We start from the raw sequence: 12278 nt of genomic DNA on the forward strand, positions 1-12278 counted from the left end.
AAATCTTTCCTGCCAGGCTTTTTTTATCATAAAAAACAGGGGGAAAACATGAATATTATTGATCTTCATTGTGATGCGCTGATGAAGCTGGCGAATGCTAAAGGAAAGCTGAAGTTTGCTAACGCCTCGTATTTGGATACGAATAAACAAAGATTGATCAAAGGTAAAATTAAGGTTCAATGCTTTGCCGTTTTTATCGATCAAAAAATAAAAACTGAATACAAATTCCAAGCGGCGCTTGAACAAATCGATCTGTTTTTTACAGAAGTGCTTGGAAACAATCCGGAAATGAAGCAAATAAAGGATTGGTCTGATTTTTATAAGCTTGAGGAACATGAAATTGGGGCGATGCTGACTCTCGAAGGTGTTGATGCGATTGGCGGAGATCTCTACAAACTTCGACTTCTTTATCAGCTGGGAGTTCGATCGGTTGGATTGACATGGAATTATGCCAATCTGGCAGCTGATGGAGCACTTGAAGAACGAGGCGCTGGTGTAACAGCATTTGGCAAGGAAATCATAAAAGCAAACAATGAGCATCGCGTTTTCACTGATGTCTCCCATTTATGCGAGCGTGCGTTTTGGGATGTAATCGAGCTTGCGGATTATCCGATTGCGACCCATTCAAACGCCCGCGCCTTATGTGATCATCAGCGCAATTTAACCGATGAACAGGCAAGGGCAATGTTTCAAAAAGGCGGTACCATTCACATCGTGTACGCCCCCCAATTTTTAACAACTAATGATCAGGCAGCAATCAAAGATGTAATCAAACATATCGACCATTTTTGCATGCTAGGCGGAGTGAAACAAATCGGACTTGGCTCTGATTTTGACGGAATTGAGCAAAAAGTAATAGGATTGGAAAATGCGGCAAAAACACAAAACTTGATCAATGAACTGCTGAAATATTATAATGAGGACGAAGTGAAAGGATTTGCGTATCAAAATTTTCTCAATCATTTACCGAAATAGGTGCAAAAGCAAACTGTTAAGATTGCTTTTTTTTTGGGTTTAAATCCCCAAAAACATACTTGACTTATCGGAATTATAAACATTATAATAAAAAAAACGAACGATTAAAGGTGGTTAATTTTATGGAAAAAATGTACTATATTCCGAGCCAACAGGCATCGTTAGCTGCCACATTGCATATACCGAACGCTCCAGCTAAAAACGAAAAATTTCCGGTTGTTGTTATTTGTCACGGTTTTATAGGAAGCCGAATAGGTGTCAACCGATTGTTCGTCAAAGCAGCCAACCATTTTGCTTCGCTCGGATTTGCCGTTTTGCGGTTTGATTACGAAGGCTGCGGCGAAAGCAGCGGTATTTACGGAACTTATGGCCTCGACCGCTTTATTGAACAAACGATTCATGTCATCGATTTTGTTGAAAAGCTTCCTTTCATCGACAAACATGAATTATATTTGCTTGGCCATAGTTTAGGAGGAGCAGTGGCGACACTCACAGCTGTACGGGATGACCGCGTGAAGAATTTGGCGATTTGGGGAGCGGTCGGTCGGCCATTTGAAGATATAGCGGCCATAGTTGGAAAGGAAGGCTTAGAAGAAGCAGAATCAAGCCAATATGTTGATTATGAAGGCTATTCCTTAACGAAAACATTTTTCCGCTCGCTTGAACAGTACACTCCTTTACAAGAGGCAAAATCGTTTACAGGTGACGTATTCGTTGCCCACGGAACAGAAGATGAAGTCATTTCTCCTTCTTATGCTTGCCTGTATGAAAAAAGCTTCAAAAAAAGGGCTAACAGCGTTGAAAAATCACTCATTATCGGCGGAAACCATACATTTTCGTCTATTTGTCATTCAACCGAATTGTTTCAACAAACAGGAGAATGGCTTGAACGGCAAAGAAAGTTAAACGATGATCGAAAAAAAAAGATTATTTAATGAAAGAGTTTCTAAACGAAAAAGAAGGTTGACCGGACAGCTCGGTCAACCTTCTTTTTTTAATAATAAGGAGAAATCAAGATGTATACAAGAACACCAGTAAATGAGACGTATAGCCAAATCGGCATCGCCCAGCGAACAATTTTCCGGTGTTTTTCTACCTGTCTTGACATTCCCCAGAAAAAGGCAAACAATGCAAGCGGAACAATGACGGCTGCTAATATACTATGGGAAGTAAGAATAAATAAATAAAATGTTTTCATAAATCCTTCACCGCCATAACGGGTCGGTTCAGATTGCAAAAAATGATAGGTTAAATAAGAAATACAAAATAAGGTGGTCGTTGTAAACGCTGCGATGATAAAGTTCCGGTGTACTTTGATATTTTTCTTTTTAATTGCATAAAGAGCAGCGAGCAGAAAGACGAACGTAAAGCTGTTAAAAATCGCATTAAGTCTTGGGAAAATCGTCAAATCAAAATGGACTTCGCCTCGATATCCGAGTGGAGAGAAAAATAACAGTAAAATAACGGCATTTATAATAACTGAGAGTGTCACAACAATGCCGGTGTAATTTTTTTTGTTGTGAGGCTGTTCATAGTTTTGAATGGAGTCCATTTTTTTCCTCCTAACATAAATTTTCTCATTGTATATTTTATCATTTTAAAATGGATTTAAAAGTGACAAAGTGGTGAAAATCGAAATTTTGACAAATCTCTACTTAAATTCTAGAAAAATTTTGATAAAATGGAAATAAAGAAAAAATAGTTCTTTTGGAGGGGATGAGGATGTACAAAAAAATATTAGTTCCTATGGATGGATCTGCCCATTCTACACGCGCGCTTGAGCATGCTGTAAAACTTGCCAAAACAGTTGGGTCTGAAAAAATCACGATTTTGCATGTCAATAATTTAAGATTTACAGAGCAGTATTATTTTGTTGATATTTCCAAATTAATTGATGAAGAGAACGAAGCGATTTTAAAACCAGCGATTGAATTCCTTACTGAAAGCAACGTCCCGCATGAAACACATATTTTCCAAGGAGAGCCAGCAACAATTATTACGGATTATGCAAAAGAACATGACTATTCCATCATTGTAATGGGGAGTGCAGGAAAAGGCGCACTGAAAGCAACGTTGTTGGGAAGCGTCAGCCGAAAAGTAGCTCAAGAGGCTCACTGTCCAGTCTTAATCATTAAATAAAAATAAGAAATTTGTCCATTTTAGTTTACATACGAGCTAAAATGGGCTTTTTTTGTTTGCTATAAAGTGAAAGGGAGAAATTGTTCAAAGCTTTTGATCATTACTGGATAGGATGAAATGAAGAGGGGATGGGCACTGCAGAGAATAACAATATGCCTTAAATTACAGCAGAAGCTGTTTTGGGAATACTTTACAATTGCTGTGGCAAGAAAGGCGGTTTGCGGCATGCACTGCCCATGAATAACAGCAGTATAAACGTATTTGTGCATTAAATGAAAAACGTAGAGCAACGACGTCTGGTTTATAAGCAATCAACTTTCTGCAAGGAAAAGCAAATCAATTGCTCTATTGTGTACATCAATCGGCACCAGCTGTTACAACTTGACAAAAGAAAGGGACCCAAAATGCTGACCTTTTTGGATCCCTGCTTTTATGGCCAAAAATGAGTGCAAACGTTAAAATACTGGAACATCTTTTTATGGGAATCGCTTTAAAATCCCTTTTCCTTTTCACACATTTCCACTGCAAAGCTTCTTTAGCAGGACAGATCATTTTTTTCATTAAAATAGGCATCAAACGTTTCAGCTTTCAAAATTTCTGTTGAACGTTTCCATAGATTTGGGAATCGGATCGCATTCAACACTATAAGAATAGGCATTGTATGCATTTAATATTTCGGTCGCCAACTGCATGTGACGAGGATTTCATTTTTTTGATATCTCTGATACAGTTACAAACTCATAACCTTGTTGTTTTAAATATGGCAAGATTAGCTTCAATGCCTCTACTGTGGATGAATGAATATCGTGCATTAAAATGATGGAACCGTTTTTTGTCTTGGCTTGAACGATTTTAAGTACTTTTTTTGGGTCATCCGTTTTCCAATCTAATGTATCTACAGTCCATAGAATGATAGGCTTTTCAATAGCTGATCTGACCTTTTGATTAACAGCCCCATATGGAGGGCGGACGCAATTCGCTTTTAAGCCCGATGCCTTGAAAATTTCTTGATCGGTCATATTTATTTCTTCAAGTATTTTCTCTTTTTTTATAGTTGTAAAATCTTTATGGCTAAAGCTGTGGTTGCAAATTTCATGTCCTTCCGAACCTATTCTTTTTACAATATTAGGATAAAAATTAACTCTTTGACCAATCACAAAAAAAGTGGCTTTTGCATGATACGATTTTAATAAATCCAAAATTTCTGTTGTATATTTTGGGTGAGGGCCGTCATCAAATGTTAGAGCAACTATTTTTTTGCTTTTGATCGGCTCGTCTTTTTGGATGGGAGGTTTTTTCGGCAATGGTTCTGCTTTTTTTGGTTTGTTTTCTTCCATCCATAATCGCTTCCGCCACTCCTCTGTCAATAACTCTTTTCCTTTCGTTAAAGGAATGGAAATTTCAGGACTTTCAGCACCTTCTGTTACTTCATTGCTATGAAACTTGAAAACAATGAATTTGTTTGTCAAATAAATATTGGAAAAATCGTTATATGGGTGATTGAGCCACTTGTTAAGCTTCTTTTTGCTAAAGCTTTTTTTATATTTTTTTGATTGAAGAAACTGGTCAGTCAATTGAACATGCAGCTTTTCTTTTGTTTTTTCATCGATTTCAAGAATGTCTTGGCTGTTTATAAAACGTTCTGCTGCCAAATCGACTATGAAGATTTTAAAGTCTTTACTTTCTTTTTCCCCATCTGAATGGCTTTCCGAAGTAAAAACAAAAGAATAGACGCTGTCTGTGACCGGATAGAGGCGAAAAGTCAGAGAAAAATTCGACGGATCTTTAAACAAGCGCCATTTTTGGGATTGAATTTGTTCGTGAAACCGTCTTTTCTCTTCTTTGACGTAAGACTGGATGGATGCATTCAGTTTGCTGCTTTGAAATCTCGGATAGTGTATGGCGGAATGGAACTCTTTTTTATCCTCAATATCTGAAATTAAGTCAACTCCATCATATTGCGATTTTTCTATTTGTTTGCTTCCATTTGCTGGGACAGACTGTACCCTTAATGTTTTGTAATAAAAAGACATTAAAAAAATGAAAATGATCGAAATGAAAACGATGCCGCTTATTTTCCATACAAACGATTTCACTAATGTTCACTGCCTTCTTTAAATAAATGCCGTATGTAAAATGTCAACGAATATAGAGTACTATCAGGATGAAAAGATGTCAAAGCCGTTTTCCATTTTTAATAAATTTTTTTTTAAAATTGGCCTTTATATCCATCCATTTCTACGATCCTTGTGAAATTCGAAATATCATCATAAATATATTGTTTCAGTCCGTTTTCTTGAGCTTGATTCATATACTTGATGATTCTTTATCTTCTTGTCATTTCATTCTTGCTTCGGTTTGGATATGCGCTTCACCAATCTTTTTTGAAAGCTTCGTAAAGAGGTATGGATCTAGTGTAAATGTTAGTTGTCGTTCGAAACCTTTATCTCAACCTGTTTCGTGACGATCTAGCGGTGAATAAAGAAGCCGAGAGAATGCGTAAAATATTTATCAAATATTCAAGATGTTGAATGGTCGAGTTGCTGCTATCAGAGCCGTTGTAATGTTCATTTCATAAATAAATTATTTGTTGCTAAACGAAAGCTTCCCTATTTTTTTCAAGTAAATGATGATTTATTCCATTCTAGAAGTTTCCAACTAATATATTTAGACGCTCTTTCTTTAATATATGGTTCAGTCTGCTGAAAAAATTCACCTGAATTTGCATAATATGGATTACGACTTAGTTTCGTTTGTAATGTCAATCGCCAAAGGAGTGTCATATACTGACTTTCATGTTTTTCTTCCTCCGGCGAACTTATGTAGCAGTTTTGTGGAACATTGCACATTGGGGTGTCGGAAGCCGCATAGCGAATTTTAATAGCTTTTTTTTCTGTATTCTGAAAATAGATCAGTTGGGAATAAGCGGTTTTTACTTTGGAACTCCAGCCTACAAAAGGTTTTATGTTCAGCTGGAGAAGGGAGATTATATATGAATTTTTTAATTTTCAGAATTGGTAAGCAAGTTTCTTTACATTTTTTTTCGATTGTGCTTACAATGAAATTATAAACATTTTTTGCAAAGGAGGAGTTAAGATGTACGATGTGATTATTGTTGGTGCCGGTCCTGCGGGGGCAAGTGCTGCGTTGTTTACGGCGAAGGCTGGAAAGAAAACATTAGTTTTAGATCACGATAAATCAATGACGAAAAGGGCATGGATCGAAAACCACTATGGTGTTTTAGAAATTACAGGTCCTGATTTAATCGATATTGGGAAAAAACAGGCGGAAAAGTTTGGAGCAGAAATAAAAAACGAGCAAGTGGAAACAATTGAAACAAAACAGGATGGACACGTCGTCAAAACCGATGGCGGTTCGTATGAAGCGAAGCATGTCATTTTAGCGACAGGAGTATTGACGGATTTAGCCGAGAAAATTGGATTAAAAACAAAAGACGGAACAGAGCCTCGCATCAAAACAATATTCGATGTGGATTCAAATGGAAAAACAAATATTGACGGAATTTGGGCAGCAGGTACAGCTGCTGGCGTAAGTGTACATACAATCATTACCGCAGGTGACGGTGCAAAAGTGGCCATCAATGTCATCAGCGAGCTGAATGGCGAACGGTACGTCGATCATGATATATTGAAAAATTAATTTCAAAAAAGACAGGACATTCATTTGTCTTGTCTTTTTTTATGATTTAAAACTCGAATATAGGTGTAAGTCCAAAATATGTAAAACTTTATACCAATGGGAAATTGTTATGGAAAAATATCTCTTGTGCAGGGAGTTTCTAAAAGAACAAAGTACAGTGTATTCAGCAAAATGTTTCCAAAAGACATATGTAAACGCCGAACCTTTGCTGGAATATTTATGAATAATATGAAAAGATTTTTTAATGAATTCTAGATTAGAAGATGTTAGGGTAATAGAGAGCGAAAAAAAGGAGGTAGGATTTATGAAGAAAATAAAAAAATTCATCTTCTCCTCATTTATTGCTCTTGCTGCCATTGTTTTCACCGGACAAGGAAGTGAGGCAAGCGCTGCCTATTCGGTGAAAGAAGGAGATACACTCTGGAAAATTGGTCTAAAATACGGGGTTTCAGTTCAAAAACTAAAATCCGTTAACAATAAAACAACTGATGAACTATATGTTGGAGAAGAGTTGACGATCCCACCAACGATCTCAGCAAGTGAAAAAGATTTATTGGCTAGATTAGTAGAAGCAGAAGCAAAAGGAGAACCATACGAAGGAAAAGTTGCGGTTGCCACTGTTGTATTAAATCGCGTAGACAGCCCTTTATATCCTGATACAATTACAGAGGTTATTTATCAAGATCGCCAATTTACTCCTGTAGCAAATGGAGAGATTAACAAGCCTGCAAGTGAGGAATCCAAAAGAGCAGTAAATGAAGCTTTGGCATTCCACGGTTTAGGTCAAGGCTCCCTATATTTTTATAATCCGAAAAAGACGGACGACCAATGGGTTCGAACTAAAAACACAACAATTGTGATAGGCGATCACGTCTTTGCGAAATAAGGAAGCTGCCGCAGATAGGCAGCTTTCTTTTTTGGTGCGCCCGGCATATGTGTAATCTAGGGTGAAAGTCCCGAGCTGCGAAGGCAGAAGTAGCAGTTAGCTTAACGCAAGGGTGTCCGTGGTGACGCGGAATCTGAAGGAAGCGAGCGGCAAACTTTGGGTCTCTCGGAACACGAACTTCATATGAGGCTAGGTATCACTGGGTGAGTTTGCACAACAAAACGAAGTGCTTTCTGCCGAAGGTGATACAGAGTACATGAAGCAGATAGATGGAAGGAAAGATTACACTCTTACCCGGGGAGGTCTGGCTGGCACGCCAAGTAACCTTGGTAACCTATCGAGTAATCGATAGCTGAACAGTCAGAAGTCAGCAGAGGTCATAGTACTCTTTCGAACTCGAGACGAAAGAGGAAGGACTGAACAATTAGGGAGAACGAAACACTAGGCGTTCATCTTCTGTGTGGAAGCAGACAATCCGACAGGACTTACTTGAAGGAGGAAGTGGTGAGTCCCACGGGGGACTTCAAGAGGGGGGAGCAGAAAATGGCACAAATAGAAGAATTCGTTCACGTGGAGAGGATATCTATGTTGATGGACATGATTTTGTCACGGGAGAATCTCCTGGCGTTTTATTTTATATGAAGAAAAGTTCGGAAAAAGTGACAATGTTTTGACGAATCTAAAACTGAAATATTTTGCTGCTTTATAATCACTATTGCCATTCGCTGAAGCAAGAGCAATTAATAAAAAAGCCCTTGAATTTTCCATTGGAGCCCTTAAAAATAGGGAATCGGCTATACATAGAATTTATGTATTTGTCTATAGCTTCCGCCGCATTTTTACATACGATGAAATAGATCGTATGAAGGGAGGGGTTTGATTGGCTCTGCAATTAATGAAATTGGTTGTCACTGCGTCCACAACAACGAATGTCGTTCCTCAAGATCAAAGATTTTTCTACGTCACGACTGCAGAGACTGCTCCGGGAAGTACGCTCACCATTGATGCAGCCAGCTTTTTTCAAGATGATGGTTCAGCTGTTACAGAATTGCCTGCACTGGCAGCTAACAACAGTTATTATAATGTTTATGTCAACGGAGTGCTTCAAATGGGCGGACTAAGTACGTATACGCCGGGAGCAACGACGGTCGGTTCGCTTGCGATCAATGTGCCTGCAGGTGGAGATCCAATTTTAGCTGACACGCCAATTGTACTGGAAGTGGTCAATTATTCACCTCAATCGACAACTGTTGTGTCAGCTTAACAAAATCAGGATCCGAAAGTCCTTCTTTTGGATCCTGATTTTTTTATCCCGTGCAGGCATCACCTATTTCCTCAATTATAAATATATGGAAATAAATTCCAAAATAATAGGAACACCTTTTTGCGGGACATCGCTTGATTTTAATCTTAACATTCCTTTTTCACTTCATAAATGTTCGGCGGTTGTAAAACACCGTTAATGAAAAGCCGGATATAGGATACATCTTTTGGATCCAAGATCCCTTTATTCGTAAATTCTTTGATTTGATCGGCGTCCGTATAGATCGTCTTTTTTCCATCAGCTAAAGCATAATAGTAAAATGTTTCAGCTTTTAAAGGTTTCCGTTTCGTATGAAGCCGAACATTCATATGGAGGCGGGAGGCGGAACGGACCCAATCATATAAAAAGGGAACATCGATTGTGTGATTTTCCTTCATTTTTGTATCACCTTTACCGTAAACTGTTTGTTTTATCATATGTTGGTTCAAGAAAAGGTGAGCTAGCAAAAGAAAATGTTTTTGTTGAATTAACCATTTCTGACCGTCGATTTTGAAAAGGTTTGTATTCCTTACAGTTTTACGTAAAGTATTCGATGATGGCGTTAGGAAAATAATAGTGAATATATTGTTCCATCGTCTCTTTCAGCTCCCTTTCCTCTTCTGTTTGATAAACATATTTGCCAATTCCATACCGCCCCCACTTGTATTTTCTTTTTTTCTCATCCATTTCCAGTTTCGTTTTTGGATACCTTGCTTCGATAACTTTTTTGGCAGGTTTCGTGAATCTGTGTTGAATCAATTCAAATGTTAAGTTATCGTCTTCGATTACGTCACCCAGTTTTTTGAATAATTTTCTATATCCTTCTTTCCATCCATCATGCCGATATAGCGGAGCAACAACAAAACCGATAGGATATCCTGCTTTTGCGACTTTCAAAGCGGCGCTGATTCTTTCATCCAATCTTGATGTTCCCGGCTCCAGATGACGAATGACCCAATCGCTGTTGATGCTGAATCGGAAGCGGGTGTTGCCGTTATGTTTGGCATCCAATAAATGGTCTACGTAATGATATTTCGTTGTAAACCGCAATCTCCCCAGCTTTGTTTCTCCAATAAATTCGATCGCTTTTTTGAGTGAATGTGTTAAATGATCTATCCCGACGATATCAGACGTACACGAAGCTTCAAATCTGGTTATTTCTGGAACTCTCTCTTCTATATACTGTTTAGCTTGCTGAAAAATTTCCTCTAAATTTACATAAACGCGAATGTAGGGTTTGCTTCCTAACGTTGTTTGCAAATAGCAGTAATGGCAATGCCCCATGCAACCGGTTGCCAGTGGAATGGCGTATTCGGCAGAAGGCTTGCTCGTATCAAATTTCAATGTTTTTCGAACCCCGATGACTAAAGTCGACTTCGCATTGCGGTATTTCTGGAGAGGTGTTTCTCCGGGGATATTACGCACTTGATTGTGGGAAGTTGTATAGCGAATGTCGATTCCCATTTTTTCGAATTTTTCTTTCCATTCCACTCCAAGCGGGTATTCAAGGGCTCTTGGTTCAATGTATACGAGTTGTGGAATAAACGGCTTCATGATCAATCACCTCTATGTTATTATGCCGATATTCCTTCCGTTTTATTGATTTTCATGAGATTTTATCCCGTCCTCTTTTCAAACTGCTTGCGGAAATAATAAAATGTTGAGAGGACGATTCCTACAAAAGCGGTTCCCCTTGCAAGGAAAAGGCAGATGAAGATCTTTACAATTCGTTTTAATTGCGCTTACGATGGAAGTACAATTGTTTTCCTAAAAGGGGGAATTGCAACATGTATGATGTAGTCATTGTCGGGGCTGGTCCGGCGGGTGCAAGCGCCGCTTTGTTCACGGCAAAAGCCGGTAAAAAAACGCTTGTGTTGGACAACGATAAATCCGTGACGAAACGAGCTTGGATTGAAAACCATATGGGTTATGGAAATTTCTGGGTCTGATTTAATTGAAACAGGGAAAAACAAGCGGAAAAATTCGGCGCGGAGATTGTGGCAGAAAATGTGGAGACAATTGAAAAACAAGCGGAAGAGCTTGTATTCAAGACGGATAAAGGATCCTATGAAACAAAACACGTCATATTAGCTACAGGAGTTCTGACAGATTTGGCCGACAAAGTCGGATTAAAGACAAAAGACGGGACTGAACCCCGCATTAAAACAATATTTGATGTCGATGCACTAGGAAAGACAAACGTTGACGGAAATTTGGGCTGCGGGTACAGCTGCAGGTGTCAGCGTACATACGATCATCACTGCCGGCGACGGCGCCAAAGTTGCGATCAATGTTATTAGTGAGCTGAACGGCGAGCGTTACGTCGACCATGATGTTTTGAAAAAATGAATAAAAAGGAATGAGGACAAGGCATCAAGCGACTATGTCCTTTTTTATTTCATTGCAAAAGCGAACTTACCTACCAAAGCGATTCTTCTTTCTCAACAAAAGAACAAACAAATGGATACAACAGCCAACCAGCGAAGAAAGCAGCAAAAATAAGGAAATTGTGTACTGAAAAGGGAGCCCGAATGCTTGCAGCAAAAGCGGAGGCGGCACAATTGCCAAATTGATGAAACCTGTTTTTTGCCTCGATTTTCTTGAAAAATAGAGCTTTCTGCTGCATGATGGACAGAAGACGGATTGTCGAAAAGATAATAAAGCTTTATGGATCTTGCCAAATGGAATCGTTTTCCGGCAAAAACAACATGTAGTGATCGGTAATCACATTTTTGCCAAATAAAAGAAAGCCGCCGCAAATGGCGGCTTTTGTCATTCCAAATCACTAAATGAAAGTTACGGATGAGTGAAATTGCATAGCAATTGGAGGACTTGAGGCGTTTACAAATGTTTGCATTTTCTTTTTCTGAGGCACCTTTTGGTATGGAGCAGATCACCTTGCTTGTCCATCGACAAAATAAATCGAATTTTGGCTTACAATGACATGATAATCATGAATTCATTAAACAGCCAACAAAACATGCAAAAACGATTGTCTTTGCGGTTCGAAATATTGCCATGGACATTTCACAACCAACAAGTATCAAATCACTTTCCAAAGGAAAATATATAACTGGGAGGTGACATGCGATGGCACAAGACGTTTTATGTGAAGTAAACAACTGCAAATATTGGGCGGATGGAAATAGATGTTCAGCTGATTCCATTTATGTTGTCAGCCATTCGGGGAAAACCGCCAAAGATCAAAAGGAAACGGATTGCAAAACATTTGAACCGGAAACTGTCTAAATAATGGAGAGGGCCGAATTCCATTTCGGCTCTCTTTTATTATTGATAATGATTTTCAATTTTATT

11 protein-coding genes and 1 pseudogene are annotated in these 12278 nt (G+C 38.5%); 8 read left to right on the forward strand and 4 right to left on the reverse strand.

All coding sequences use genetic code 11. The features are described 5' to 3' along the window. Nucleotides 1–48: 48 nt before the first annotated feature. Both NSU02_RS06965 and NSU02_RS06970 read left to right on the forward strand, forming a co-directional pair. Entirely contained in the window at nucleotides 49–975 is a 927-nt protein-coding gene (locus tag NSU02_RS06965; RefSeq protein WP_063389416.1) for a dipeptidase, read from the forward strand. A gap of 122 nt (nucleotides 976–1097) precedes the next feature. Continuing rightward, entirely contained in the window at nucleotides 1098–1910 is an 813-nt protein-coding gene (locus NSU02_RS06970; RefSeq protein WP_066251057.1) for an alpha/beta fold hydrolase, read from the forward strand. A 59-nt stretch (nucleotides 1911–1969) separates the two neighbouring features. Here the strand turns inward: NSU02_RS06970 and NSU02_RS06975 are convergent, their stop codons facing one another. Then, on the reverse strand, nucleotides 1970–2527 hold the full coding sequence (locus tag NSU02_RS06975) for a DUF420 domain-containing protein (protein WP_063389414.1): 558 nt from the start codon (nucleotides 2525–2527) through the stop codon (nucleotides 1970–1972). Between the two features lie 170 nt (nucleotides 2528–2697). Between NSU02_RS06975 and NSU02_RS06980 the strand changes: the two genes are divergently transcribed. Further along, a complete protein-coding gene (locus NSU02_RS06980) occupies nucleotides 2698–3114 on the forward strand; it encodes a universal stress protein (RefSeq protein ID WP_063389413.1) in 417 nt (138 codons plus the stop codon). 704 nt (nucleotides 3115–3818) lie between these two features. Here NSU02_RS06980 and NSU02_RS06985 read toward each other — a convergent pair. Then, nucleotides 3819–5210 carry a polysaccharide deacetylase family protein gene (locus NSU02_RS06985; RefSeq protein ID WP_063389411.1) on the reverse strand — a complete coding sequence of 464 codons (1392 nt, stop codon included), beginning with the start codon at nucleotides 5208–5210 and terminating at the stop codon, nucleotides 3819–3821. A 1000-nt stretch (nucleotides 5211–6210) separates the two neighbouring features. Here NSU02_RS06985 and NSU02_RS06990 point away from each other — a divergent pair. The 3 genes from NSU02_RS06990 to NSU02_RS07000 all read left to right on the forward strand — a co-directional run bounded on the left by NSU02_RS06990 (nucleotide 6211) and on the right by NSU02_RS07000 (nucleotide 8924). After that, nucleotides 6211–6774, forward strand: coding sequence for an FAD-dependent oxidoreductase (locus NSU02_RS06990; protein WP_063389410.1), 564 nt, complete (start codon nucleotides 6211–6213; stop codon nucleotides 6772–6774). Nucleotides 6775–7078: 304 nt separating this feature from the next. Then, a complete protein-coding gene (locus NSU02_RS06995; protein ID WP_063389409.1) occupies nucleotides 7079–7660 on the forward strand; it encodes a cell wall hydrolase in 582 nt (193 codons plus the stop codon). An 880-nt stretch (nucleotides 7661–8540) separates the two neighbouring features. Beyond that, entirely contained in the window at nucleotides 8541–8924 is a 384-nt protein-coding gene (locus NSU02_RS07000; protein WP_311067116.1) for a DUF4183 domain-containing protein, read from the forward strand. Nucleotides 8925–9070: 146 nt separating this feature from the next. Here the strand turns inward: NSU02_RS07000 and NSU02_RS07005 are convergent, their stop codons facing one another. Next, on the reverse strand, nucleotides 9071–9361 hold the full coding sequence (locus NSU02_RS07005) for a DUF4183 domain-containing protein (RefSeq protein WP_339194955.1): 291 nt from the start codon (nucleotides 9359–9361) through the stop codon (nucleotides 9071–9073). A gap of 139 nt (nucleotides 9362–9500) precedes the next feature. After that, nucleotides 9501–10517, reverse strand: a complete 1017-nt coding sequence (gene splB, locus NSU02_RS07010; RefSeq protein WP_339194957.1) for a spore photoproduct lyase — start codon at nucleotides 10515–10517, stop codon at nucleotides 9501–9503. A 233-nt stretch (nucleotides 10518–10750) separates the two neighbouring features. On the opposite strand from splB, the pseudogene NSU02_RS07015 reads away from it, so the two are divergent. Together NSU02_RS07015 and NSU02_RS07020 are read left to right on the forward strand one after the other, a co-directional pair. Further along, nucleotides 10751–11312: pseudogene (locus NSU02_RS07015) on the forward strand (FAD-dependent oxidoreductase). Between the two features lie 741 nt (nucleotides 11313–12053). Further along, nucleotides 12054–12212 (forward strand): DUF1540 domain-containing protein, encoded by a 159-nt coding sequence (locus tag NSU02_RS07020; RefSeq protein ID WP_130156947.1) that lies wholly within the window; start codon nucleotides 12054–12056, stop codon nucleotides 12210–12212. Nucleotides 12213–12278: the final 66 nt, after the last annotated feature.

The organism is Aeribacillus sp. FSL W8-0870, assembly GCF_037963755.1.
Lineage (GTDB): Bacteria > Bacillota > Bacilli > Bacillales > Aeribacillaceae > Aeribacillus > Aeribacillus composti.